Annotated in this window: 26 protein-coding genes; 14 read left to right on the top strand and 12 right to left on the bottom strand. The window is 69.9% G+C overall.

Annotated features, from left to right (window positions below):
* Positions 1-89: 89 nt before the first annotated feature.
* Entirely contained in the window at positions 90-317 is a 228-nt protein-coding gene (locus tag WA670_RS28815; RefSeq protein ID WP_238606878.1) for a hypothetical protein, read from the top strand.
* A gap of 95 nt (positions 318-412) precedes the next feature.
* Here WA670_RS28815 and WA670_RS28810 read toward each other — a convergent pair whose 3' ends face one another.
* From WA670_RS28810 to WA670_RS28800, 3 genes are all read right to left on the bottom strand, one after another.
* Positions 413-1,057, bottom strand: a complete 645-nt coding sequence (locus WA670_RS28810) for a GntR family transcriptional regulator (RefSeq protein ID WP_336159418.1) — start codon at positions 1,055-1,057, stop codon at positions 413-415.
* A 46-nt stretch (positions 1,058-1,103) separates the two neighbouring features.
* Complete coding sequence (locus WA670_RS28805; protein ID WP_336159417.1) at positions 1,104-2,012, bottom strand: NAD-dependent epimerase/dehydratase family protein; 909 nt, start codon at positions 2,010-2,012, stop codon at positions 1,104-1,106.
* 88 nt (positions 2,013-2,100) lie between these two features.
* Positions 2,101-2,886 (bottom strand): SDR family NAD(P)-dependent oxidoreductase, encoded by a 786-nt coding sequence (locus WA670_RS28800; protein WP_037812983.1) that lies wholly within the window; start codon positions 2,884-2,886, stop codon positions 2,101-2,103.
* 101 nt (positions 2,887-2,987) lie between these two features.
* Between WA670_RS28800 and WA670_RS28795 the strand changes: the two genes are divergently transcribed.
* Positions 2,988-3,602, top strand: a complete 615-nt coding sequence (locus tag WA670_RS28795) for a TetR/AcrR family transcriptional regulator (protein ID WP_037813407.1) — start codon at positions 2,988-2,990, stop codon at positions 3,600-3,602.
* A 24-nt stretch (positions 3,603-3,626) separates the two neighbouring features.
* On the opposite strand, the gene WA670_RS28790 is transcribed toward WA670_RS28795, so the two are convergent.
* Both WA670_RS28790 and WA670_RS28785 read right to left on the bottom strand, forming a co-directional pair.
* Positions 3,627-4,751 (bottom strand): hypothetical protein, encoded by a 1,125-nt coding sequence (locus WA670_RS28790; RefSeq protein ID WP_336159416.1) that lies wholly within the window; start codon positions 4,749-4,751, stop codon positions 3,627-3,629.
* 140 nt (positions 4,752-4,891) lie between these two features.
* Complete coding sequence (locus WA670_RS28785) at positions 4,892-5,239, bottom strand: hypothetical protein (RefSeq protein ID WP_336159415.1); 348 nt, start codon at positions 5,237-5,239, stop codon at positions 4,892-4,894.
* A 246-nt stretch (positions 5,240-5,485) separates the two neighbouring features.
* On the opposite strand from WA670_RS28785, the gene WA670_RS28780 reads away from it, so the two are divergent.
* From WA670_RS28780 to WA670_RS28770, 3 genes are read left to right on the top strand one after another with little or no spacing between them, the layout of a single operon-like run.
* Positions 5,486-5,701 (top strand): hypothetical protein, encoded by a 216-nt coding sequence (locus WA670_RS28780; RefSeq protein ID WP_037812989.1) that lies wholly within the window; start codon positions 5,486-5,488, stop codon positions 5,699-5,701.
* Positions 5,698-7,152, top strand: a complete 1,455-nt coding sequence (locus WA670_RS28775) for a sodium:solute symporter family protein (protein ID WP_336159414.1) — start codon at positions 5,698-5,700, stop codon at positions 7,150-7,152. The genes WA670_RS28780 and WA670_RS28775 overlap by 4 nt, the downstream gene beginning before the upstream one ends.
* The gene (locus WA670_RS28770) at positions 7,149-8,309 is read left to right on the top strand and encodes an amidohydrolase (RefSeq protein ID WP_238606882.1); all 1,161 of its coding nucleotides are present in this window, start codon (positions 7,149-7,151) and stop codon (positions 8,307-8,309) included. Before WA670_RS28775 ends, WA670_RS28770 begins: the two co-directional genes overlap by 4 nt.
* 13 nt (positions 8,310-8,322) lie before the next feature.
* Here the strand turns inward: WA670_RS28770 and WA670_RS28765 are convergent, their stop codons facing one another.
* Positions 8,323-9,789 carry a chlorohydrolase family protein gene (locus tag WA670_RS28765; RefSeq protein WP_336159413.1) on the bottom strand — a complete coding sequence of 489 codons (1,467 nt, stop codon included), beginning with the start codon at positions 9,787-9,789 and terminating at the stop codon, positions 8,323-8,325.
* 138 nt (positions 9,790-9,927) lie between these two features.
* Between WA670_RS28765 and WA670_RS28760 the strand changes: the two genes are divergently transcribed.
* The gene (locus WA670_RS28760) at positions 9,928-10,572 is read left to right on the top strand and encodes a GntR family transcriptional regulator (protein WP_037812994.1); all 645 of its coding nucleotides are present in this window, start codon (positions 9,928-9,930) and stop codon (positions 10,570-10,572) included.
* A 240-nt stretch (positions 10,573-10,812) separates the two neighbouring features.
* Here WA670_RS28760 and WA670_RS28755 read toward each other — a convergent pair whose 3' ends face one another.
* The 5 genes from WA670_RS28755 to WA670_RS28735 all read right to left on the bottom strand — a co-directional run bounded on the left by WA670_RS28755 (position 10,813) and on the right by WA670_RS28735 (position 15,411).
* Positions 10,813-12,030 (bottom strand): amidohydrolase family protein, encoded by a 1,218-nt coding sequence (locus WA670_RS28755; RefSeq protein WP_336159412.1) that lies wholly within the window; start codon positions 12,028-12,030, stop codon positions 10,813-10,815.
* Between the two features lie 100 nt (positions 12,031-12,130).
* A complete protein-coding gene (locus tag WA670_RS28750; protein ID WP_051728950.1) occupies positions 12,131-12,967 on the bottom strand; it encodes a class II fructose-bisphosphate aldolase in 837 nt (278 codons plus the stop codon).
* Positions 12,964-13,851, bottom strand: coding sequence for a 1-phosphofructokinase family hexose kinase (locus tag WA670_RS28745; protein WP_336159411.1), 888 nt, complete (start codon positions 13,849-13,851; stop codon positions 12,964-12,966). Before WA670_RS28745 ends, WA670_RS28750 begins: the two co-directional genes overlap by 4 nt.
* Positions 13,851-14,678: an SIS domain-containing protein gene (locus tag WA670_RS28740; RefSeq protein ID WP_336159509.1), complete on the bottom strand. Its 828-nt coding sequence runs from the start codon at positions 14,676-14,678 to the stop codon at positions 13,851-13,853. Before WA670_RS28740 ends, WA670_RS28745 begins: the two co-directional genes overlap by 1 nt.
* A 277-nt stretch (positions 14,679-14,955) precedes the next feature.
* Entirely contained in the window at positions 14,956-15,411 is a 456-nt protein-coding gene (locus WA670_RS28735) for a hypothetical protein (protein ID WP_336159410.1), read from the bottom strand.
* Between the two features lie 134 nt (positions 15,412-15,545).
* Here WA670_RS28735 and WA670_RS28730 point away from each other — a divergent pair, with 134 nt between their 5' ends.
* The 8 genes from WA670_RS28730 (at position 15,546) to WA670_RS28695 (ending at position 23,983) form a co-directional block, all read left to right on the top strand.
* Positions 15,546-16,727 (top strand): Gfo/Idh/MocA family protein, encoded by a 1,182-nt coding sequence (locus tag WA670_RS28730; protein ID WP_336159409.1) that lies wholly within the window; start codon positions 15,546-15,548, stop codon positions 16,725-16,727.
* Positions 16,728-16,780: 53 nt separating this feature from the next.
* On the top strand, positions 16,781-18,064 hold the full coding sequence (locus WA670_RS28725) for an ABC transporter substrate-binding protein (RefSeq protein ID WP_107051043.1): 1,284 nt from the start codon (positions 16,781-16,783) through the stop codon (positions 18,062-18,064).
* 10 nt (positions 18,065-18,074) lie between these two features.
* The gene (locus WA670_RS28720) at positions 18,075-18,989 is read left to right on the top strand and encodes a carbohydrate ABC transporter permease (protein ID WP_043829941.1); all 915 of its coding nucleotides are present in this window, start codon (positions 18,075-18,077) and stop codon (positions 18,987-18,989) included.
* Entirely contained in the window at positions 18,986-19,873 is an 888-nt protein-coding gene (locus tag WA670_RS28715) for a carbohydrate ABC transporter permease (RefSeq protein ID WP_336159408.1), read from the top strand. The genes WA670_RS28720 and WA670_RS28715 overlap by 4 nt, the downstream gene beginning before the upstream one ends.
* Before the next feature lie 26 nt (positions 19,874-19,899).
* Positions 19,900-20,838: a carbohydrate kinase family protein gene (locus WA670_RS28710; RefSeq protein WP_336159407.1), complete on the top strand. Its 939-nt coding sequence runs from the start codon at positions 19,900-19,902 to the stop codon at positions 20,836-20,838.
* A complete protein-coding gene (locus WA670_RS28705; RefSeq protein ID WP_336159406.1) occupies positions 20,835-22,139 on the top strand; it encodes an alpha-glucosidase/alpha-galactosidase in 1,305 nt (434 codons plus the stop codon). The genes WA670_RS28710 and WA670_RS28705 overlap by 4 nt, the downstream gene beginning before the upstream one ends.
* A gap of 178 nt (positions 22,140-22,317) precedes the next feature.
* Complete coding sequence (locus WA670_RS28700) at positions 22,318-23,148, top strand: endo alpha-1,4 polygalactosaminidase (RefSeq protein WP_336159405.1); 831 nt, start codon at positions 22,318-22,320, stop codon at positions 23,146-23,148.
* Between the two features lie 52 nt (positions 23,149-23,200).
* Positions 23,201-23,983, top strand: coding sequence for a class I SAM-dependent methyltransferase (locus tag WA670_RS28695; protein ID WP_336159404.1), 783 nt, complete (start codon positions 23,201-23,203; stop codon positions 23,981-23,983).
* Here the strand turns inward: WA670_RS28695 and WA670_RS28690 are convergent.
* Positions 23,980-24,876 carry a DMT family transporter gene (locus WA670_RS28690; RefSeq protein ID WP_336159403.1) on the bottom strand — a complete coding sequence of 299 codons (897 nt, stop codon included), beginning with the start codon at positions 24,874-24,876 and terminating at the stop codon, positions 23,980-23,982. The two genes, WA670_RS28695 and WA670_RS28690, sit on opposite strands and share 4 nt — an antisense overlap.
* Between the last annotated feature and the right edge of the window lie 62 nt (positions 24,877-24,938).

Genomic DNA, 24,938 nt, shown 5'->3' with positions numbered 1-24,938 from the left:
CAGGCAAGGACTGCTTCGCCGCGCGCAGCCGAGGGTAGCGATGGTGAAGAGGCGGTCGGCGCGACCGCCGGAACGGGAGGGATTCGCCTATGCGGAAATTCGTGGTCACAGCTGCCGTTTGCCTCGCTACGACCGGCGCTGCGCTGGTGCTGAGCGGCACCGCGTTCGCCAGCCATCTCGAGTACAAAGGACCTTACGAAACCCCGGACGCCTGTGTCCGCGCACTGCGCGCCCTGCCGCCGGACCCCACGGCCGACGGTGCCGTGTGCATTCCCATGAACGGCAAGCATTACCTCGAAATCTCGCATCCGAACTGAGGGGCCGCCCCGCCGATGTCGTGCATCGCCACAGCAACGCCGCACCCGCGCCGCTGAGAAACCCCCATCGCATCCGGAGGGTTTCCCTTTGCCCGTCAGCCGCGCTCGCGCCCCAGCCCGCGCAGATGCCGCCCGCTCTCCATGTGCTCCATCAGCAACGCTTCCACGGCATCCACATCCCGCCGCGCGATCGCGTCGTGCAGCTCCCGGTGCTCCCCCGCCACCCGCTCCAGATCCTCGTGCTGGCCGAGCAGCCACCGCATGCGGCTGCGCAGCGTCAGTTCCAGCTCGTTGAGCAGCTCGTTCCCCGCCATCGCCGTCACGGCCTCGTGGAAATCCGCCGCCGCGCGGTGAGCGGTTACGGCGTCACCGGCAGCGGCGGCGGCCGTTTCCTCGTCCAACGCGGCGCGCAGCTGGTCCAGCCCGGCGCGGGAATGGCGGGTCGCCGCGAGCTTGAACGTCAGGACTTCCAGCGCCGCGCGCACTTCCTGCAGGTCGGCGATGTCGCTCGCGCTGAACTCGCGCACCACCGCCCACGTCCGGGGGCGCGGCGTGACCAGGCCTTCGGCGACCAGCGCTTTCAGCGCGTCCCGCACCGGGACCCGGCTCACCCCGAGATCCGCGGCGAGGTCCCGTTCGACGAGCTTGCTGCCCGGTGTGCGCACCCCGTCCAGGATCTCGTCCCGGAGCTGCCGGACGACCCGTTCGGTCTCGGATTCGCCGCCCTGTTCCGCTGCCATCCGGCCATTCTCGCACCACCGCCCGGACCGTCCACTGTGGCCGATGTCAGCGCGGGTTCGTCTTCCGCCACGCCGCGTAATCCGCCACCGCCGCCCGCACGTCGAACTCCGGCGCGAAGCCCGTTTCCTCCTTGAGCCGCGAAATATCCAGATACGGCCCGGTCGCCCCGCCAGGCTGCAGCTGATTCGGCACACCCGGCGCGATCTCCGCGAGCGCCTCGGCGAACTCCCGGTTCGTCACCGGTTGCCCGCTCGACACGTTGTATGTGTCGTGCTTCAACGACGGTGCCGTGGTGAGCAACGCGATCGCGCGGCCGGCGTCCGGTGCGTAGCAGCAGTCGAACCCCTCGTCCGCGACGAGCGGAGGCGGCGGGTCACCGCGGAGCCCGGCGTTGAGGTAGGACGGGATCGGGAAGAACGGCGATTCCGGGTCGACCAGCGGACCCCACACCGTCCCGATCCGCAGCACCACCGGTTCGACGCCGCTCCCCCGCAGGCTGTGCGTCGTCAGCGGTTCGACGGCTTTCTTGAACGCCACGATCAGATGCGGCAGAGCCGCGGTCGGCAGCGGCAGCTCCTCGTGCCAGCTCGGCTCGTCGCGGCCGACGTACACGCCGAGGCTGCTCGCGACCGCGAACCGCCGCACCCGCCACGTCCGGGCCGCGTCGAGGGCGTTGGCCAGGCCGGTCAGGTCCGTCCGGAAGAACGCGACCGGGTCGTCGCCGGGGATGCTGCCCGCCAGGTGGACGATCGCGGTGATGTCGTACCGGTCGCCGAGCGCGAGGAACGCGTCCCGGTCGGTGACGTCGAGCGTTTCCACGGCGACCCGGCCCGCCAGGAACGACGGGACGTCCGTCCGCCGGTGCCCGGTGACCAGGACGTCCTGCCCCAGATCCGCCAGCGCCCGGGCCGTGTGCGCGCCGATCATGCCGAGGCCGCCGGTCACGAGGATCATCGCCGCACCCCGCATCGGGTGGTCGAAAACTTTGTCATGCGGCGACGCTACGACCCGGCCCGCGGCTAGTTCTTGAACAAATCGCGCATCAGAAGTGCGTGCCGCCGTCGATGCGGACCTCGGTGCCGGTGACGAAAGCGGCGTCCTCGCTGGCGAGCATCGCGACGACCGACGCGACCGTCTCCGGACCGGCGAAGCCCTGGCCCAGCGCCGGAAGCAGCTTGCCGAGCAGGGTGAAGTCGGCGTCCTCGGGGAAGCCGGGGCCGACGCTCTGCTTGCTCTTGCCGCTGCCGTCGGTCATGCCCGAGGAGATCGAACCGGGCTGGACGGCGGTGAACCGGATGCCGTCCTTCGCGTATTCGGACGCCAGCGCGTGCGTCATCGACTGGATGCCGCCCTTGCTCGCCGCGTACGCCGCCATGTACGGGTGCGCGAACATCGCCGACGTCGAGCTGAAGTTCACCACCGCCGGGCCGCTGCCCTCGCGCAGCGCCGGGATCGACTCGCGGATCACCAGGAACGTGCCGACCAGGTTGACGCGCAGCACCTGCTCGAACGCCTCGAGCGGCATCTCGTGGGTGTGCGCCGACCGCAGGATGCCCGCGGCGTTGACGAGCGCGTCCAGCCCGCCGAGCTGCTCGACCGCCTCCGCGACCCCAGCCTTCACCGACGCCTCGTCAGCGACATTCACGACCACAGTGCTCAGCCGGTCCGCCGCGTCGCCCGCCTTCTCGACGGTGTCCGCCAGACCCGCTTCACTCACGTCAGCGGCTACGACGCGCCCGCCCTCGGCCAGCATCCGCAGCACCGTCGCCTGCCCGATGCCCGAGCCCGCTCCGGTGACCAGCACCCGGCGTCCTTCGTAACGGTTCATGGTCCACTCCTTTCGTCTGCCGCCACCTTACGCCTACATGGCACACTGTGCCACATTGACGAGATCTGCATACTTGACAGTGATCAGGTAGCGTGGTCGCGGTGAGCGGAAAGACCCCGACCCTGACCGAACGGCGCAAAGCGGCGACGCAACTCGACATCGCCCGCGCCGCCGCACGCCTGTTCACCGAGCATGGCGCACAGGGAACGACCGCGGAAGCGATCGCCGCCGCGGCGGGCGTCGCGCCGCGCACCTTCTACCGCTACTTCCGCACGAAAGAGGACGCGGTCGCCCCGCTGCTGGTCGTGGGCGCCGATTCGTGGCGGGACCACCTCGCGTCGACGCCCGAAGGAACGCCGCTGCTGAAGGCGGTCGAGGACGCGATCCACAAGACAATCTCCGCCGCGGACGCGACCCAGGAATTCAGCTGGACACGCGGCTTGCTGCGCGCCGCCAGCGGGGACGACTCGGCACTGGCAGCCGTGTGGCACCGGGTGAACGGCGAGTCCGAGACCCGGCTGCGACCGGTGCTGGCGCGGCTGGCACCGGAGACTGACGAGGTGACGGTGCATTTGGTGGCGGCCGCGGCGACGGATGCGATTCGGATCTCGCTGGAGCTGTGGGCTGGGACTGAGGAGAAGGCGGCACCAGTGGAGTTGGCGGTGCGGTGTTTCCGCGGGTTGTCGAGCGGGCTCGACGTCTCGCGAGACCACTGACCTTTCCGCGCCGAGGACAGTTGCCTATGCGTCTGATCGGCGCGCCCCGCGATCGGACACCCTCCGCCTGCCGCCACCGCTCGCCCTGGCGGCCCCCGTCGTCGACTGGCCAGGGATGTTGCGCGGCAACGGATCCTCGGTCACCCGACACCAGGCCCTGAGGTTCGCCGGTTCGGTCCATCCCCGCACCGCCTCGGCGACCTGCCGATGGACAAAGCTCGCGTGGCTGCACGTCTCGTGCCAGGAACTCCGGCGCTGCTCCGCGGTGAGCGGCCGCCGGAACAACTCGTCCCGCAGCGCCAGCTGACGGTCGAGGTCGTGCCGGACCGCCGAAGACCGGTCGAGACCGACGGGGGTCCGGTCCTCGCAGACCGGGCACGGGCAAGTCCACAGCTGCTCGATCTCCGGAGTCCGGCCGAATATCTTCGCGCAGGTCTCGATCCGGTGGTAGCTGAGCAGGCGAGGCACGAACACCGAAGGCCCGCCCGGGCGGCCGCCGGAGGCCGGATACAGGTGCCGCAACGAGCTTCTCGTGCCCACCGCCGCAGCGTGCGCACCGTGACAGAGAAGGCCTGCGGCCGAAATGTCGCAGCGCAACACCAGCACCGGAACCGCGCAGTCGGCCAGGAACCGCAGAAATGCGCGCAGCAGCTTCTGAACCCCGAACGGATCAGTCCGGTGCTCGAGAACGACCGCGACCGGTACCCCGTGCCGGTTGACCTCCCTCGCCAGCGCGGCGGCGATCGATCCGTGGTCGAACCACCAAGGAGCGAGAGGCAGCGTCGCAACGGCCGCGGGCTTCCTCGCGGCGGCCAGCAGGATGCCGCGCAAACCCGTCCAGTCGCGCGCCGCGAGATAGCCGGAATCCGTCAGCGGCAGCAACCCGAGTTCCCGCTGCTTCCGGCACCACGCCGGATGCGTTCCGGCCCCGGCGAGTACCCGCCGCTTCCCTGCGTAACGCTCGGCGTCGCACAGGAGCGGCCCGTCGAACCCCTTCTCGCGCAGGCTCTTGACAGCATCCGGTGCCGACCTCCCGGTCAGGACGAGCCCGGTGTCGTGCGCCGCGCAGATGCCGAGCAGTTCCTCGGACTGCGCGGGCCGGCACTGGATCAGGAGCCGCCCGGAAAGCCCTGCCAGTGCCGCATCCATCTGTCCACGGTGACGCAGGCCAGCCCGTGCGGTCACTCACCGTCGCCTAGGTGCCGACGTCAACCACCCCGGAGGCGGATCGCCGCCCTCACCCAGCGCAGACCCGTGCGGCCCTGTGAGTGACCCGCCTCGGGCACTGCTCAGCGGAACTCGTGCACGACCTCGATCTCCCCGACCAAGTGCGCGTTGAACTCGTCCAGTTCCTCAGCAGGAACCCACAACTCCAGAATCGTCTCGCCGCCCGCCTGCCGCACCGGGTAGCGGTCGAGGAACGCCGTTTCCACGCGGAACCGGGTCACGTAACCGGTGCCGTCGAACCGGACGTTCCAGTCTCGGGCGATCTTCACCGCGTAGTCCTCGTTCAGCACCGGGTAGAAGATCGGCTGGTCCGGCAGCCGCGGCGGCCACGCGCGCCAGCCGGACCGGCGCACCAGCTCCAGCTCGGCCGGGCCGGTCGGGCGCCACAGCTCCGTCGTCGGCTTGTCCATCTCGTCCCCCTTCTCGAGGGCACAAGCTAGCTGCCGAAAGGATCCGCCAGCGACCGGTTTTACCTCGGCTCAGCACCCATGATCCGGTCTACCAAAGCACAGCCGGGCGGCCCGGCGTCCAAAGCGGACAAATCGCGGCACCCGGCCGGACACCCGGGTCGCGAGCCCGCATCGTTCCCGTCCGCGCCCTTGACAACCCGCCACCGGCCGCGCTTATGGTATACCAAACAACGAAGGGTGTGCGCGATGAAGCGTTCCGCAGTGGTGGCCGCGGTGGCCTTCACCCCTTACGTGGCGATGATCGCCGGCCTGCCCTGGTTCAGCGGCGACGGCCGGATCTGGTTCCTGCCCGAGATCGGGTTCTGGATCCTCCTCTGGGTGGCCCTCACGCCCGTGTTCCTCGGCGTCGCCGACCGCATCCGGCGCCCCGGCGCCGCCGAAACCGAGCAGGAGCAGCGATGAACGCGGGCGCAGTCGTCGCGCTGGCCGTGGTGGCGCTGGCGGTGGTCATCGGACTCGCCGCGCGCGGCCGGAAGCAGATGAACCTCGAACAGTGGACGGTCGCCGGCCGGTCCTACGGGACGCTGCTGTTCTGGGTCCTCGCCGCGGGCGAGACCTACTCGACCTTCACCTACCTCGGCGCGTCGGGATTCGCCTACGCCAACGGCGGCGCGGCGTTCTACATCGCCGGCTACGGCACGTGCGCGTTCGTCCTGTCCTACTTCTTCCTCCCTCCATTGTGGAGGTACGCGAAGAAGCACAACCTCGTCACCCAAGCGGATTTCTTCACCCACCGCTTCCGCAGCCCGTGGTTCGGCGCGCTGACCGCGATCGTCGGCGTGGCGTTCATGATCCCCTACATCGAGGCGCAGCTGCTCGGCCTCGGCCAGATCGTCGAGACGACGACCGGCATCAACCGGGTCACCAGCATGGTGCTCGCGGTCGTGCTGATCGCGGTGTTCGTCTACGCGTCCGGCATGAAGGCCGCCGCGTGGGTGTCGGTGCTCAAGGACATCCTGCTGATCGGCACCGTGCTGGTCGTCGGCATCGCGATCCCGGTGCACTATTTCGGCGGGTTCGGGCATCTCATCGACACCGTCCAGGCCCAGCACCCCGGCTTCCTCGGCGTCCCGGCGCCGGGCAGCCCGCTCGGCGTGCCGTGGATGATGTCGACCCTGCTCGTCACGAGCGCGGCGTTCTTCATGTTCCCGCACGCGCTCGCCGCGATGTACACCGCGAAGTCCGAGCGGACGATCCGGCGCAACGCGATTTACCTTCCGCTGTACCAGATCCTGATCGCGCTGACGCTGTTCGTCGGCTTCGCCGCGGTGCTCGTCGTGCCCGGGCTGAAGGGCAGCGGCACCAACGGCGCGCTGCTTTCGCTGACGTTGAAGACCATGCCGTCGTGGGTGGTCGGCCTCGTCGGCGGCGCGGGAGCGCTGGCCGCGATCGTGCCGATCAGCCTGCTGCTCCTGCAATCCGCGACGCTGCTCGCCCGCAACGTCTACCAGGGCGTCCTGCGGCCGAAGACCAGCGAACTCGGCGTGTTCCGGCTGTCGCGCGCCCTGGTCGTCGTGGTGACCGCGGTGGCGCTGGTGTTCGCGATCTTCCAGCCGGCGCTGCTGGTGAACCTGCTGCTCACCGGACAGAACGGCGTCTCCCAGTTCTTCCCGGCGATCGTCCTGGGGCTGGTGTGGCGCCGGCTGACCAAGGCGGGCGCGGCGACCGGGCTCGTGGTCGGCGTGGCGATCGTCGCGTGGACGGTCCTGGCTTCGAAGAACACGTTGTGGGGCCTCAATCCCGGGCTTCTCGCGATCGCCGTCAACGTCGTGCTCACCGTCGGCGTCAGCCTCGCCACCTCCGAGCGGCGCGAGCCGACCGTCCGGGCCGAGGCCGTGGAGGGAGTCGCGTGAACCTGTTGCTGCGCAACGTCCGGCCCGGCGGCGGCGATCCGACGGACGTGCTGGTGCGCGACGGCCGGATCGCCGGGTTCGGGCCCACCGAAGCGGACGTTCCCGTCGAGGACGGCGGCGGCGCGCTGCTGCTGCCCGGCCTCGTCGACGCGCACTGCCACCTCGACAAAACCTTGTGGGGACTCCCCTGGGTGCCGAACACCTCGGGTTCGGTGCTCGCCGACCGGATCTCCAACGAACAGCGCCGCCGCAAGGAATTCGGGCTCCCCTCGCCCGAACCCGCGGCCGCGCTGCTCGACACGATGATCGCGAACGGCACCTCCTTCGTCCGCGCGCACACCGATGTCGACCCCGAACTGGGGCTGTCCGGCATCGAGGCGGTGCGGGAGGCGGCGGCGCGGCATCGCGGCCGGGTCACCGTCGAGCAGGTCGCCTTCCCCCAGGGCGGCCTGCTCACCCGGCCCGGCACGCTGGAACTGCTGGAGCGGGCCGTGGCGTCCGGCGTGGAGAACGTCGGCGGCATCGACCCGGCGGGCTACGACCGCGATCCGCGCGGGCACCTCGACGCGATCTTCGACATCGCCGCCCGGCACGGCTGCGGCGTCGATCTGCACCTGCACGACGAAGGTCCGCTCGGGGCCTGGGAAATCGAGCTCGTCATCGAGCGGACGAAGGCGCTCGGGCTTGCCGGGAAGGTCGCGATCGGCCACGCGTTCGGCATCTGCGGCATCCCGGACGCGCAGCAGGACCGGCTGCTCGAAGGCCTCGCGGAGCAGCAGATCACGCTGACCACCGCGGCGGTGTACGACCGGCCAGTGCCGCCGCTGGCCAAGATGCGAGCCGCGGGCGCGAACGCCGCGTGCGGCAACGACGGCATCCGCGACCTGTGGGGACCCTACGGCGACGGGGACATGCTGACGCGCACCATGCACCTGGCGTACCGCAGCTCGTTCCGGACCGACCCGGAGATCGAACTCGCACTGCACGCGGCGACGTACGGCGGCGCGAAAGCGTTGCGGCTCAAGGACTACGGCCTGCGGATCGGCGACCGCGCCGATTTCTTCCTCGTAGCCGCGGAGTATCCGGCCGAAGCCGTCGTGTCGCATCCTCCGCGGCAGCTCGTGGTGAAGGGCGGGGCTGTCGTCTCGCGGCGATAGCCCCGCCGCGCCGCTACTGCTGGAACGCCGGGAAGGTCGGAGGGAACAACTCCCCCGCCTCCCGGCGTTCGACGTCCCGCTCCGGATACGCGGCGCGCATCTTCTCGAACAGCGCCTGCGCGCGGCGGCGGAGGTCCGGTTCGTCGATGCCGGGAAGGTGCCCGTCCACCAGCACCGGCTGGCCCGCGACGACGGAATGCGTTGCCTGCCGGGCGGTTCCGGAGAGCAAGAACGTCCGGATCGGATCGTCCTGCACACCGTCGCGCAGGTCGCCGACGTGGAACGCGACGAGGTCCGCCTGCGCGCCCGGGGCCAGCTTGCCGAGGTCGTCGCGACGGAGTGCACGGGCACCGCCGAGCGTCGCCGCTTCGACGTACCACTCCGCCGGGGCCGCGTCGGCGCGGTCGCCCATCACCTTCGCCAGATGCACGCCGACATCCATGCCGCGGATCAAGTCCGGCGGGAAGGAATCCGTTCCCAGGCACAGGTTCAGGCCCGCTTCGCGGTAGTCGCGGAACGAACGCAGGGCGTGGCCGTAGCGGAAGGACGTGAGCGGGCAGTGGATCACCGACGCGCCCGCCGCGGCCAGAGTCGCGACGTCGCCTCGGTCTTCGCCGTGGACTGCGGGATGGCGGTCGAGGACCTGGGCGTGCGGGATCAGCAACCGGTCGCCGAGCAGGCCGGTGCGTTTCAGCATTTCCAGCGGTGTCACGCCGTAACGGTCGAGGATGAGTTCGCGCTCGAGTACGCCTTGCAGGCAGTGCAGCCGCACCAGGACGTCGCGCTCGCGCGATGCGACGGCGGTGGCCCGCATGAGGTCTTCGGTGAGCGTCTCGATGCGGCACGGCAGCAGGACGCCGTTGGCGAGTGGGTCGTCGAGTTCCTTTGCGTGGTCGAGGAACCGCAGTGCGTCGGCCAGCCCCTCCTCGCCGCGGGGCTCGTCAAAGGCGACCGTGCGGGTACCGTCCACAGTGGCCACGTTGACGCCGGATCGGTATGCCGGGCCCAGATATCCGCGCAGCCCGAGGTTCCGCGAGAAGTCCGCCATCGCGACGAGTTCCTCGTACGGCTCGGCCCACGACGAATGGACTTCCGACGCGATCGGCATGAACGTCGTGATTCCGTGCAGCGCCAGCTGAACGAGCGCGTACTCGCGAATGGTCTGCCGTTCTTCCGGGGTGAAGACGTCGCGGCGACGGTGCGCGAAGTAGTCCTCGGACCACTGCAGTCCGGCCGCACGGTCTGCCGTGGCCCAGGAATCGAGGACGAGATGGTCCACGTCGGTCAGCGCGTCGAGGTCGATCAAGCCCGGCAGGACGAGCGATTCGCCGAGGTCGACGTCCAGATCGGCCGTTCCGGCATACCGCGGGCCGACGTAGGCGACGACGTCGTCCTCCCAGACGACCTCGCCGTTTTCCAGCAGGGCGTGCCGCCCGTTCTGATGGGCCAGCACATGGCGGGCACGCCAGCGAGTGCGCATCGGGTTCCTTCCGCTCGGGACATTTAGGTATACCAAACGGCGGAATCTGGGGACCAGACCTTGCCGGGGACGGGTTTTTCCGGGAACCTGGGAGGAGGTTCGCCGATACTGTCGGTGACGGCGGCGGGAGGGGATCGGATGGAGCCGGGTTTCGCGTCGGAGTCCGAGCGCGTCACGGAACGGCTGCGCAACGAGATCCTCGACGGCACCCGGGCTCCCGGCAGCAAGCTGGTCGAACGGGATCTGGCCGCGGAGATGGGCGTGAGCCGGGTGCCGGTGCGGGACGCGTTGCGCGCGCTGGGAAACGAGGGACTGGTGACGCCGCGGCCGCGGTCGTGGTCGGTGGTGCGGGAGTTCACCGCGTCGGATGTCGCGGACCTCAACGAGGTGCGCACGGCGTTCGAGGGCCTCACTTTCCGGCTCGCCGCGCAGCGCCGCACCCGCGAGGGCCTGGCGCGGCTGCGGGAGGTGCTGGACACGGAACTGCGCGCCGCCCGCGCCGGCGACGCGGTGTCCGCGCGCCGGGCAGCCGCGGATTTCCACGAGGTCGTCACGTCGCTGTCGGCGAACGAACTGCTCGGCGAACTGGAGCGGACGCTGCGCAGCCGGATGCGATGGCTGCTCGGCCAGCACGACGACCTGGAAGCCATGGCGGCGGAACACGAACTCCTGTACGAGGCGATCGTGGACCGGGACGTCGAACGGGTGGAACGGCTGGTGCTGGCCCATCTCGCGACCGGAGCCAGCGAGGCGGTGCGGCGGCATCCTGCGGAGGCGGGCTGACCCTGGTTCTGTTGTGGCCGCGAGATCCCGCCGCGGCAATGCTCGCTGCGCTGGACTGACGCCGTTGGCCTTCGCGAGACCCCAACTCTGGCAACGCTGAGCTCGCCGCGGCACTGGCCTCTCAACTTTCGGATCACCTGGCACAGCCCCTCTTCGCGAGACCCCGCCCATGCTGAAACAACCGCACGCGACTCCGGCCCGACGCCCCGCGCACTCTCCGCGAGGCTGAGGCAGGCCCCGTCAGAGGTCGACGACCGCGAGCCCGTCCGCCACCACGACGCCGTCGTGCAGCACCGTCCGGTCCTTGCCGCGGTCCATCACCGCGCTGGTCGGCGTCTCGCCGTCCACCAGCACCAGATCCGCGCGGTCGCCGACCGCCACACCGGGCCGGTCGGCGATCCCCGCCAGCCGGGGCACGTCGTGGCTCATGATCGACGCGCCGCCCATCGTCGCGACCGCCAGCGCCATCTCGATCAGCTCGTCGCGCCGGAACCCGTGCGTGAAGGCCAGCTGCCACGTGCGGTCGAGGAGATCGCAGTTGCCGTACGGGCTCCAGTAGTCCCGCTGCCCGTCCTCCCCCAGCCCGACGCGCACGCCCGCGGTCGTCAGGTCCGCCAGCGACAACTGCCGGTCGACGGACGGCGCGACGGTCGCCATCGCGATGTCCAGCTCCGCGAACGTGTCGATCAGCCGGCGGCTCACCGCTTCCGAAACCGAGCCCAGTTCGTACGCGTGCGACATGGTGACCTTGCCGCGCATGTCCAGCGCGCGGACGCGTTCGATCACCAGGTCGGTCGAAAACACCCCGAGATGCCCCGGCTCGTGCAGATGGATGTCGACCTCGACGCCGTACTTCTCGGCCAGCCCGAACACGACGTCCAAGTGCCCCTTGGGATCCTTGTCGAGCGAACACGGATCGATCCCGCCGACCACCGACGCACCCGAACGCAGCGCGGCCTCCAGCACGTCGACGGTTCCGGGCTCGCGCAGGATCCCTGCCTGCGGAAACGCCATCACCTCGACGTCCGCGTGCGCGGCGAAGCGCTCCTTGGCGGCGAGCACCGCGTCGAGCTTCTCGAGCTGACAGTCGACGTCGACCTGCGCGTAAGTGCGCACGCGAGTGGTCCCGTTCGCGATCATCCGCTCCAACGTGCCCGCGACGCGTTCCGGCAGCGGAACCTCGGCGTTCCGCCAGTTCTCGCGGTCGTTCAGCATCATCGCCCAGACGCCCGGCGCCCCCGTGTGCGCCCGGAACGGCAGCCCGATGCGCGTCGAGTCGAGGTGCACGTGGACGTCGCTGAAGGACGGGAACAACAGCCGCCCGCGCCCCTCGACCACGTCGACCACCTCGCCGCCGGACCCCGCCGGGCCATGCGGACGAACCGCGGCGATCCGGCCGCCGACCACCTCGACGTCGCTGCACTGACCGCCCCAGGGACGGACGTCACGGATCAACACGGAGAGCACCTTTCTCGACGGGACGCTTTGGTATACCAAGAGTACCCGGTCCCGTCGAGCCGTCCGCACCTGTTCGACGAAGAGATGCCGCTGCGGGTCTTCAGCCAGCCAGCAAACGCAGGAGCCGAGCAGTCTCCGAAGCCACCGCGTTCCTCCCCAGCCGAACGTACTTTCGGGGATCCACCGCCTCCGGCTGTTCCTCCAGGAACTGCCGGACCGACCGCGTGAACAGACCATTCAGGTGCGTTGAGATATTAACCTTCGCCATCCCGCTCACCACGGCCCCGCGCAGTTCCTCGTCCGACAGGCCTGACGAGCCGTGCAATACCAGCGGGACCGGTACCGCATCTCGCAATCGGGCGACCAGTGCGCGGTCTACCTGGGCCGTTCGTTCCACCATCGCGTGGGACGTTCCTACGGCCACCGCGAGTGCGTCCACGCCGGTTGCGGTCACGAAGTCCGCCGCTTCGGCTGGGTCGGTGCGGGCGCCGGGCGCGTGGACCCCGTCCTTGCCGCCGACTTCGCCCAGTTCCGCTTCCACCGCCACACCCGCGTCGTGACAGCGCGAGGCGATTTCCCGGGTCATGCGCAGGTTTTCCTCGTATGGCAGATGCGATCCGTCGTACATCACGCTGTCCACGCCCAGTGCGATGCCCTCGCGGATCAGCTCCGGGTCTTCGATGTGGTCTAGATGCACCAGCACGTCGACCGACGCGCGGCGGGCGATTTCCCGGGACGCCACGGTGATCGGGGCCAGTCCGCCGTGGTAGCGGACGCAGTTTTCGCTGATCTGCAGCACCACCGGCAATCCGGCCTGTTCCGCGCCTTCGGCGATGGCCTCGGCGTGTTCCAGCAGGATCACGTTGAACGCGCCCACGGCGGAACCGCGCTCGCGGGCGGCGGTCAGCAGCGTTGGCAGGTCGGGGCGGGTGATCATGCGGGGGCTCCGTTCAGGAATCGGCGGTACGCGGCGAGATCGACTTCTCCGGCAACCGGGCGGAGGACGGCCGCGGCACCCAGGGCGGCGGCGTTGTGCAGGGCTTCGATCAGGGGGCAGCCGGCGGCGAGGGCGACGGCCAGCCCGGCCGTCGCGGCGTCCCCGGCGCCGGTGGGGTTGCCCTGCACATCAGGGATGGCGGGGACGGCGAAGACGCCACCGGAGGTGTAGGCGGCGATGCCGTCTGCCCCGCGTGAGACGACGACCAGTTGTGCGCCCAGCCGGAGCAGGGCCGCGGCACCGGCAGCCTCGTCCGCGGCAGAGGTCGCGGCGAGGAGTTCGGCCTGGTTCGGCTTCACTGCCGCACCTGCTCGGGCGGCGGCCAGCAGTGCCGGGCCGGAGGCGTCGACCAGCGTCCGCACCCCGGCTTCCCGGGCGATGCGGACCCAATCTGCGACCAAGTCCGGCGAGGCGCCCCGGGGCAGAGATCCGGAGACGACCAGCAGGTCGGCCGCAGACAGGCCACTGGACAGGCGCGAATCGAAAGCTGCCCATTCCTCTTCGGACACTTCCGGGCCAGGTTCCGTATAGACCGTCGGATGGCCGTCGCCGGTCACCGTCACGGTGGTCCGGGTTTCGCCGGAGATCGGGACGGCCTCGAACGGAACATCCAGCGCTCCCCCGAGCCACCGGCCCGCGTCGCCGCCCAGCGGGAGAAGCGTCCGGACCGGGATGTCCACCGCGGCGAGCACCCGGGCCACGTTCACGCCCTTGCCGCCCGGCCGTCGCTGCACCTCCAGCACCCGGTTCGTGTCGCCGGGCGTGTGGGTGCCGACCCGGTAGGTGACGTCGATGGCCGGGTTCGGCGTCAGCGTGACGATCATCAGACGAGGATCACCGAGCGCGTCAGCGAGCGCGGACGGTCGGGATCCAGGCCGCGCCGGGCCGCCAGTGCGACGGCGAAGCGTTGCGCCACCACGAGTGCGGCGAGCGGGTCCAGGTCGTGGTGGACGAAACGCGCGCCGGTGCAGGCGACGTCGTCCGCGAGCCCGGCCGGGGCCTCGCCCAGCGACCACACGAGACGGCCTGGCTGAGCGATCGCGATCGGTCCGTGGCGGTAGTCCATGGCGGGGTACGACTCGGCCCAGAACTGTGCGGCTTCGCGGGTTTTCAGTGCGGCTTCGCAAGCCAAGCCCACTGCCGGGCCACGGCCGATGAAGGTGACCTGTTCGGCGTCGAGGAGGTCGTCGATCGGTTCGGTCAGCGCGTCCGCACAGGACGTGGCGAGCTGGTCGATGTCGTCGCCCAGACCGGCGCGCAACAGGGCGAGCGTGGTGGTCGCGAAGCGGGTCTGCACCACGGATTGTTCGTCGGCGAAGGAGAGTTCGACGACCTCGTCCGCGACCGCCGCAGCGGGGCTGTCGCCGACCGCGGTGATCAGCACGGTGCGTTGCGCGGGCATCGCGGTGAGCAGGTCGATGATCTCGGTCGTGGTGCCGGAGCGGGAAATCGCCACGACGCGGTCGTACTCGCGCGAAGCCGGGTATTCGGAGCCGGCGAAGGCGTCGGTGACCCCGTGACCGCGTTGTTCGCGGGCGACGGCGTAGCTCATCGCGATGAACCAGCTAGTGCCGCAGCCGACGACGGCCACTCGTTCGCCCGGCTGAGGCAGCGCGGCGGACGGGGCCAGCGCGGCCGCCGCGCGCCACATTTCGGGCTGGGAAGCCAGTTCGGCGGCCACGAAGGAGCCGGGAGCATCCGGAAGGGAGGACACGGGATGGAGGCCTTTCGATCCAGGGCGGGAGACGTGACCGACTCCGGCACTCTGCTTGAGTGTTTTTGCTTGCTACTTGCGTTATAGCGCAGATTCAATCACAAAGTCGAGTCCGTGCGGCCTCTAGAATGAGCACCGGACCGCCTCCGACCAGGAACGAGAGACCCGGCATGACGCCCCGGCAACACCCGAACGTCCTGCTCGAATGAGCGGGCTAACGGGGCAGCGGCGCGATCGCGGAGGTCGGCGACGCGCTCGCGACCGCGCGGCGGGATCCCTCGACCCTTGCCGACCAGCGGCTGATCACCCACCCGCGGCGCACGGCGTCGCCGGGTACGAGCTGCCGCTGCAATACAGCGCCGTACGGGCCGCCGGGCACGGGCTGCCGCTGCAATGCAAGACCGCCACCCGCGCCGTACCGGGCGCTGGGTACGAGCTGCCGCCGCAGCGCAAGACTGCCGCCCGCACCGCAGACCTGCCGCGACCAGGCGAAACGGCGGGGCCCAACGGGGTCGCCCGCGCGCCGGACAAGAGCGTGCAGGTCCGGCAAGCCCAGCTCGACCGTCCTCCCCAACACCTGCGAGCCGTCGGTCCATGCGCAGGTCAAGATCGTCGCGACCTGCGAACCAGCCGACTCGGCGTCCGCGGGCGGTACCGCACTGCCGTCCACAAGGGAGCACCCGCCGACCTCGCCGCGACCTCCGCGGAGCCGGTCATCGCCCCATGAGCAGACCCGCACCATTGCGCATTTATGATTGTTTTGCCATCATGCAGATCAATATCACGCAGAGGTGAGGTGGCGCGGTGGTGAACCCCGGGGTGCTGCGGGTCGGTGTGGTCGGTGTCGGCCTGCGGGCCGGGATCGCCCGGCACGTGGCGGAATCCGGCGTCGCGGCGGAACTGGCGGCGGCTTCGGATCCCGACGAGCGCGGCCGGGCGCGAGCGCGCGAAATGTTCGGCGGCATCGAGATCGTGCCGGGACACCGGGAACTCGCGAATCTGGTCGACGCCGCGATCGTGACCTCGCCGGACTGGACGCACGCCGAGATCGCCGTCGACCTGCTCCGCGCCGGAGTCGCGGTGTACCTCGAAAAGCCGCTGGCCACAACGCTTCCCGACGCGGACGCGGTCCTCACCGCCGCCCAGGAAACCGGCACTCCGCTCTACATTGGACACAACTTCCGGCACTCCGCCGTCGTCCGCACGCTCCGCGACGTCGTGACGCGCGGCGAGATCGGCGAAGTGAAAGCCGTCTGGTGCCGTCATTTCGTCGGCAACGGCGGCGACTACTACTTCAAGGACTGGCACGCCGACCGCAGCCGCGTGAATTCCTTGCTGCTGCAGAAAGCCAGCCACGACCTCGACGTCATCCACCATCTCGCCGGCGGCTTCACCCGCCGCGTCACCGCGATGGGCGACCTGACCGTCTACGGTGGCATCACCGACCGCAGCGGCCAGGGCGACCGCCTCGCCGACGACTGGTTTTCCTTCGACAACTGGCCTCCCGCCGCGCAAACCGGCCTCAACCCGGTCGTCGACGTCGAAGACCTCTCGATGGTCCACATGCGACTCGACAACGGCGTCCTCGCCAGCTACGAACAATGCCATTTCACCCCCGACTACTGGCGCAACTACACGGTGATCGGCACCGAAGGCCGCGCGGAGAACTTCGGCGACACCGGCGGCGGCGTGGTGAAGGTATGGAACCGCCGCCGCGGATGGGCGCTGGACGGAGACCGCGAGTACCCGATCGACGGTGTCGCATCAGGACACCAGGACGCTGATCTCCTTGCCATGACCGAATTCCTGCGTTACGTGGTGCACGGCGACCCGCCGGAACTGTCCCCGATCGCCGCCCGCGAAGCCGTGGCGGCGGGTGCGCTCGCCACGCAATCCCTGCGTTCCGGCTCCGTGCCGGTCGACGTCCCTCCCCTGCCCGAACAACTGGCCGCCTATTTCTCCCCGCCGGAAGGAAATCGCAGATGACCCCGCCCTCCCGCCGTCCCCGCCGCTAGCGCAAGGGAAGGAAAAACACTCCCATGCGCGTGCGAACCCTGACCCGGCGCGGTTTTCTCCGCGGCGCGGCGGCGATGGCGCTGGTGCCCGCCGCCGCGGCGTGCGCCGAGGCCCCCGCCGCCACGTCCGGACCGGTCACCGTCGAAATGTGGCACGGCCAGAGCGACACCGGTCTCAAAGTCCTCAAGCAGCTCGTCGCCGCGTTCCAGCGCGAGCACCCCGACATCCGCATCGACCTCGGCGGTGGCGTGCTCGCCGACGCCATGCTGCAAAAGGTGACCGCGGCGCTCGCGTCCGGTTCCTACCCCGACATCGCGTACATCTTCGGCTCCGACCTCGCCAGCATCGCCCGCAGCCCGCGCGTGGCCGACATGGGCGACGTCGTCAACGACGGCACCCAGTTCTGGAAACCCGCACTCGAAGCGGTCACCGTGAACGAACGCGTCCGCGCCGTGCCCGCGATGCTCGACTCGCTGGCCGTGGCATGCAACAAGAAACTGTTCCAGCAGCACGGCGTCCCGCTGCCGGACGAATCCTGGCGCTGGCCGGATTTCGTGGCCACCGCGAAGAAACTGACCAACCGCGACCAGGGCCAGTTCGGCACGGCCTGGCCCGGCGCGGGCGACGAGGACACCGTCTGGCGGCTGTGGCCGATGATCTGGGACCTCGGCGGCACCATCGTCGGCCAGGACGGCCGCAGCATCGGCTTCGCCGACAGCGGCGTGCGGGCGCTCGAGGTGATCCGGAACCTGGCTGTCGACCGCAGTGTCTACATCGACCCGAAACCCGGCTCCGAGCAGATGTACCAGGCCTTCGCCTCGGGCCGGATCGCGATGGTGCCGACCGGTCCGTGGCAGCTGCCCGACATCGCCGACGCGGGAATCGACTACCAGATCGTCCCGCTGCCGACGTTCACCGGAAAGCCGATCACCATCTCCGGCCCCGACACCTGGACGGTCTTCGACAACGGCGACCGGCGGCTCACCGCGGCCAAGACGTTCCTGCGGTGGCTGACCGCGCCCAAGCAGGACGTCGTCTGGGACGTCGGCGCCGGCAGCCTCCCGCTGAGCGCCGGATCGCAGCGGCTTCCGGAGTGGCAGCAGAAAACCCAGGACACCGCCGGGCTTTCCGTGTTCGTCAAGTCGCTCGACAACTCGCACGTCCGCGCGAACCACCCCGCCTACCCGCAGGTTTCGCAGGCCGTCGCCGCGGCGATCGTCTCGGTGCTGCTCGGGCGCGCGACCCCCGCCGATGCCATGCGCGACTGCGCTTCCGCGGCCAACGCCGCCCTCATCATCCCCCGATAGGACCCCGCCCATGTCCGTACATCCCGGCCCGATCACAGTCGCTCCGGCCGCCAAGACCCGCCGCCGCCGCGAAACCGCCGCCGCCTGGGCCTACCTGAGCCCCTCGGTCGTCGTCATCATCGGCCTCGGCCTGGTGCCCGTGGTGTGGTCGCTGATCCTGTCGTTCCAGGCCGACGACCTCGTCACCCCGTCCCGCTTCGTCGGCGTCGACAACTACGCGGCGCTCGCGCAGGACCCGCACTTCGGCCAAGCGGTCGGCAACACGCTGCTGTACACGGCGTTATACGTTCCGCTGAGCATCGTGCTCGGCCTCGCGCTGGCGCTCGCGCTGAACCGGCGGGTGCGCTTCATCGGCGCGTACCGGACGTTGATGTTCGTCCCGTTCGTGCTGTCGGCCACCGCGCAGGGCGTGCTGTTCTCGTTCATCCTCGACCCGGAGTTCGGCGTCGCCAACTCGCTGCTGCACCGGATCGGCCTGAGCCCGCAAGGGTTTCTGACCGACCCGTCGCAGGCGTTGCTGGTCCTCGTGGCCATCACGCTGTGGAGCGGCACCGGGTTCTGCATGGTGGTCTTCCTGGCCGCGCTCCAGGACGTGCCGCCGTCGCTGATCGAAGCCGCGCGGCTGGACGGCGCCGGTCCGTTCCGGATCCTCCGGCACGTCACCCTGCCCGCCGTGCTGCCGGTGACCACGTTCCTGACGCTGTGGCAGCTGATCCAATCGCTCCAGGTGTTCGACCTGACGTACGTCACCACCAAGGGCGGACCGCTCGGCTCGACCACGGTGATCGTCTACTTCATCTGGCAGCAGGCCTTCCAGAACTTCACCGCCGGATACGGCGCCGCCGCGGCCTACGTGCTCGCCGTCGTGCTGCTGGCGCTCGGGCTGGGCGTCCGGTTGCTGCGCCGCGACAAGGAGGTCCGATGACCACGCGCGCCCATGTTGCCCCGGTTTCGGCATCTCAACTGCCCGGCGTGATCCGTCAGCCCAGGCGCTGGCGGCTGCGATTCAGCCCGTGGCACCTCTTGCTGGCCCCGCTGGCGCTGGTGTTCGCCGCCCCGCTGGTGTGGCTGCTGCTCAACTCGGTGATGAGCAACGCGGAGATCAACCGGTTCCCGCCGTCGCTGTGGCCGTCCGGGATCGACTTCTCCGGCTACCGCTACGTGCTGGAGAACGCGCTGTTCCTGCGCTGGTTCACCAACTCGCTCATCGTGTCGGTGGTGACCGTGGCGGCCAACCTCGTCTTCGGCTCGCTCGGCGGCTACGCGTTCGCCCGCATGCGGTTCCGCGGTTCGAAGGTGATGCTCGGGCTGATGATGGCGACCATGGCGGTGCCGTTCCAGCTGACCATGATCCCGACGTTCCTGGTCATGAAGAAGCTCGGCCTCATCGACTCGCTCGGCGCGCTGATCGTCCCGTCGCTGGTCACGCCGTTCGCGGTGTTCCTGCTGCGGCAGTTCTTCCTGTCGCTGCCCCGCGAGCTGGAGGAGGCGGCCTGGATCGACGGCTGCTCGCGGCTGCGGGTGCTGATCCGGATCGTGCTCCCGCTGTCCCGGCCCGCGCTGAGCACCGTCGCCGTGCTGACCTTCCTCAGCACCTGGAACGACCTGACCTGGCCGTTGATCGCGATCAACCACGACACCCAGTACACGCTGCAGCTCGGCCTGACCACCTTCCAGGGACAGCACCACACCAACTGGGCGGCGGTGATGGCCGGGAACGTCATCACCGTGCTGCCGGTGCTGCTGGCCTTCCTCGGCGCGCAGAAAACCTTCATCCAGTCCATCACCTCCAGCGGCCTCAAAGGCTGAACCGCACTCCTCCAGAGGAACCACGCATGCCGCACCGCTTCGACCTGCTCGTGCTCGGCGACGTCAACCCCGACGTCGTCCTCGGGCCGCTGACCGGGGACCTCGACTTCCGGCAACGGGAGAACCTCGTCGGCCACGGCTCGCTCACGCTCGGCGGGTCCGCCGCGATCACCGCCGCCGGGGCCGCCCGGCTGGGGCTCGATGTCGCCTTCGCCGGGCGGATCGGCGACGACGCCGCCGGTCGCTTCGTCCGGGACATCCTCGACGAACGCGGCGTCGACACCCAGGCCCTCACCGTGGATCCGGCGTTGCCGACCCCGCTCACCGCGATCCTGACCCGCGACGACAGCCGGGCGATCGTCACCAGCTCCGGGGTGCTGGACGCGGTGTCGGCGGCGGACGTCCCGGCTGAGCTGCTCGCGAACGCGCGACACGTCCACGCCTCGTCGTACTTCCTGATGCCCAAGCTGGCCGCCGGACTGCCGGAGCTGTTCCGCACCGCCCGGGCGCACGGCGCGACCACATCGCTGGACACTAACGACGACCCGGCGCGGCAGTGGGATCCCAGCGGCATCAAGCTGGTACTTCAGGAGACCGACTTCCTCCTGCCCAACGCCGCCGAAGCACTCGAGCTGTCCGGAAAATCCAGCCTGCTCGACGCCGTGGCGCACCTCGCCGCACAAGGGCCGACGGTCGTCGTCAAGAACGGCGCCGACGGCGCGATCGCCCGCCACCGCGGCGAAACCGTCACGGTTCCCGCGTCCCCGATCAGCCCGCTCGACACCGTCGGGGCGGGCGACAGCTTCAACGCCGCGTTCCTTGCCGCGATGCTGCGCGGGCTTCCGCTGTCCGACGCGCTCCGGGCCGGGGTCGAAGGCGGCGGCCGTTCGACGCTCGCGCGCGGCGGGATCGACGGCCAACCGACTTGGAACGAGCTCCACCTCACTGAAACGGAAAGTGCATGACCACCAAGATCACGTTCGTCGGCGCCGGCAGCGTCGTGTTCACCCAGGGCCTGCTCGCGGACCTGTTCGCCTATCCCGAACTGGCCGAGGTGCACGTCGCGCTGCACGACATCGACCCGGAACGCCTGCGCGTCGCGCACGCGGCGGCCGGTCGCATCGCCGAAGCCCGCGGCGCCAAGCCCGTCCTCACCGCGCACCTCGACCGTCGCGAAGCCCTTGAAGGCGCGGACTTCGTCGTCAATATGGTCCAAATCGGAATGGGCGAAGCCACCCGCGTCGACTTCGACATTCCGGCGCGGTTCGGCGTTAAGCAGACCATCGGCGACACGCTCGGCGTCGGCGGGATCTTCCGGGCCCTGCGCACTTTCCCGTTCCTGCGCGAACTCGGCGAGGACATCGCGCAGGTGTGCCCGCGGGCGTGGCTGCTGAACTACACGAATCCGATGGCGATGAACGTGCAGTACCTCTCCGAAACGCTCGGCCCGGACCGCGTGGTCGGCCTGTGCCATTCGGTGTACTGGACCGTGCACGACCTGGCCAAGCTGCTGGAGGTGCCGCTTTCCGAGGTCACTTACCACGCCGCGGGCATCAACCATCAGGCCTGGATCCTGCGTCTGGAGCATCAGGGCAACGATCTGTACCCGCGGCTCGCCGAACTCGCCGAAGACCCGCAGCTGCGGCGGCGCGTGCGGTTCGACATGTTCCGGCGGCTCGGGTACTACCCCACCGAAACCAGCGAGCACTCGTCCGAATACGTGCCCTGGTATCTGGGCCACGCCAGCGAAATCGAGCGGCTGCGGCTGCCGATCGGCGCGTATCTGGACGTCGTGGCGGAGAACGAGGCCGAATACGAACACACCCGTCAAGCCATCGAACGCGACGAACCGCTCACCGTCGAGGGCACCAACGAATACGCGCCGCAAATCATCCACAGTGTCGTCACCGGGACGCCGCGGACCGTTTACGGCAACGTGCTCAACCGCGGGCTGATCCCGAATCTCCCCGCGACCGGAGCCGTCGAGGTGCCGTGTCTCGCCGACGCGACCGGCATCCGCCCCACCCGCGTCGACGCGCTTCCGCCGCAGCTGGCGGCGCTCAACCGCACGTATCTGAGCACGACCGAACTCGTGGTGCGCGCCGCGGTCGAGGACGATCCCCGGCACATCCGCCACGCCGCGATGGCCGATCCCGCGACGGCGGCCGCGCTTCCGGTCGAACGGATCTGGGAACTGTGCGACGAAATGGTGCTCGCGCACGGCGACGCGCTCCAGCCCGGATTGCGGAAAACCCTGGGCAGCTAACGAGTCTTGACGGCGCGGCGCGGTGATCCGCTAAACTTCTGGTGCCTGCCGGACGGGCAGGCGCCAGAAGTACGCCCAGCCGGTAATGCGGAAATGCCCCGCGAGCCCGGACCCAGTCGCCAGGATGTCTTCGAACCCTCCGAGGCGGGGCCGTACTCACCATCGCTGGAGTCACCAGATGCATTCGCTTCCTGGTCGGATTTCTCGGGGAACCGCGGCGGCCGCACTGCTCGTCGGCAGTTCGGCGTGCGCGCTCGGGGCCGCCGGCCCGGCGGAGAGCGCGCCGCTGCCCGCGCCGCACAGCGTCACGCTGCCCGCTCCGCATGCCGGGTTCGACTATCAGATCGGCGGTCCGTACACGCCGCCGTCGGGCGTCCAGGCGGTCAGCCGCGACCACAGCGCCCCGGCCGCCGCCGGGGTGTACAACATCTGCTACGTCAACGCTTTCCAGGCCCAGCCCGGCGCCGAGGGCGAATGGGGCGACCTGGTCCTGCGCGACGGCAACGGCGACGTCGTCATGGATCCCGACTGGAACGAGGCGCTGCTCGACCTGCGCACCGCGGACAAGCGGAGCCGGATCGCGGACAAGGTCGGCGGGTGGATCGACGAGTGCGCCGGCAAGGGCTACCAGGCGATCGAGCCGGACAACTACGACAGCTTCACCCGGTCCCAAGGCCTGCTCAGCGCGCGGAACGCACAGGACCTCGTCAAGCTGCTTTCCTCGCGCGCGCACGGGAAAGGCCTGGCGATCGCCCAGAAGAACACCTCGGAACTGTCCTCGTCGCGGACGGACAACGGGCTGGACTTCGCCGTCGCCGAGGAATGCGGCGAGCAGGACAATTGCGAGGAATACACCCAGTATTTCGGCGACCACGTGATCGTCATCGAATACACCTCGGACGGTTTGCACAACGCGTGCGCCAAGTGGGGCAGCAGCCTGAGCGTCGTCCGGCGCGACCGGGACGTCACGCCGAAGGGCGAATCCGGCTACGTCCGCGAAACCTGCTGAGACTTCCGTCATCCTGCCAGCGCCGCCGCGCGGATGCTGGCAGGGTGGCGGAATGGCCGACGAGTACCCGTTCGACAACGCGAGCGCCCCGGCGAGCGACCGGATGTCCGCACTGGAAGCCAGCTACGACCGGACGACGTTCGAGCACCTGGGGAAACTCGGCGTCGGCGCGGGATGGTCCTGCTGGGAAATCGGCGCGGGCGGCGGGTCGGTCGCCCGGTGGCTGGCCAGGCAGGCCGGTCCGGACGGGCACGTGCTGGCCACCGACCTCGACACCCGGCTGCTCGCCGACCTTCCCGCGAACGCTTCGGCGGTGCGCCACGACGTCCGCGCGGAGCCGGTCCCGGACCGGAAATTCGACCTGATCCACGCCCGCCTGGTGCTGATCCACTTCCCGGAACGGGACGAACTGGTCGCGAAACTCGCCGGCGCGCTCGCTCCCGGCGGTTGGCTGGTCCTCGAAGAAATCGAGCCGCGCGGGCAAACCGTGCTCGCAACGCCCGATGAGACCAGCGCGACGGTTTTCCGTTCCGTACAAGGCCGGATCCTGGACCTGCTCGAACGAGCGGGCAGCGACGTCGAATGGGCCGGGCAGCTGCCGGAGGTGCTCGCCGGGGCCGGGTTGCGCGAGGTCGGCAGCGCGCGGGTCACGACCCGGTGGCCGGGCGGCGGGCCGGAAATCCGGTTACTGGCGGCGAATTCGGTGGAGCTGGCCGAAAAGCTGGCCGCGGACGGCGTGCCGCCGGCGGACATCGAGCAGTTCCGCCGGGTGCTCGCCGATCCGCGGTTCACCGTGTCGTCCTATCCCCTCGTGTCGGGGTGGGGACGCCGTTAACGACGGCGGGAGATCGCCACGCCGGCCAGGCAGAGCACGCCTCCGACGAGTCCGTACGCGGTCGGGGTTTCGGCGAGCAGCAGCCAGGACAGCAGTACGGCCACCGCGGGCACGGCGTAGGTCACCATCGTCAGCCGACCCGCGTCCGTGCGGCGCAGCGCGTACGCCCACGCGGTGAAGCCGACCGCGGTCGGGAACACTCCCAAGTAGACGCTGCCGAGCACCGCGCCGGCCGGTGCCACCTGCAGTTCGCCGACCAGCTGCGGTGCCCACGGCAGCAGGACCACGGTGCCGACGACGCAGCCGAGCCAGATCGCGGTCAGCCCGTCGACGTGGCGCAACGTGATCTTCTGGACCATGACCCCGGCGGCGTAGAGCACGGCGGCCAGCAAGCACAGCAGCACGCCAGCCCAGTCGTTGCTTCCGGTGGCTCCGGTCGCGATCAGCGCGGCCCCGCCCAGCGCGACCAGCGAGCCGATGACGAGCGAGCGCGAGAAGCCTTCGCCGAGGAACTTCCCCGCCGCGACGGCGACCATCAGCGGTGCCAGGTTCACCAGCAGCGCCGCGGTCCCGGCGTCGACGTGCCGCTCCCCCGCGTTGAGGACGACGGTGTATGCGGCCAGCCACAGCACGGCGTAGGCCGCGACCAGCAGGAACGCCTTGCGCGACAGCCGGACGCGAACCGCGCCCTTGGCCACGGCGAACACGGTCAGGGTGACGGCTGCGACGGCGAGCCGCAGCAACGCCAGCGGGGCCGGGGACAGCGCGTGCCCAACGCTGCGGATAGCGACGAACGACGAAGCCCACAGCACGACGGCGAGCCCGGCGGCGGCCGCGATCTTGCCGAGGTCGGTCTTGCCGGCGGGCGGGACGGTTTCCACGAGATCGGTCACCAGGCCATCGTCGCCTCGGTCAGCTGTACAGCACAAGCGATGAGTTCTGTACCTCCGTTAAG

It is taken from the genome of Amycolatopsis sp. VC5-11, assembly GCF_037034185.1.
GTDB lineage: Bacteria > Actinomycetota > Actinomycetes > Mycobacteriales > Pseudonocardiaceae > Amycolatopsis > Amycolatopsis nivea.
This window is presented reverse-complemented; position numbering and strand designations above follow the sequence as displayed.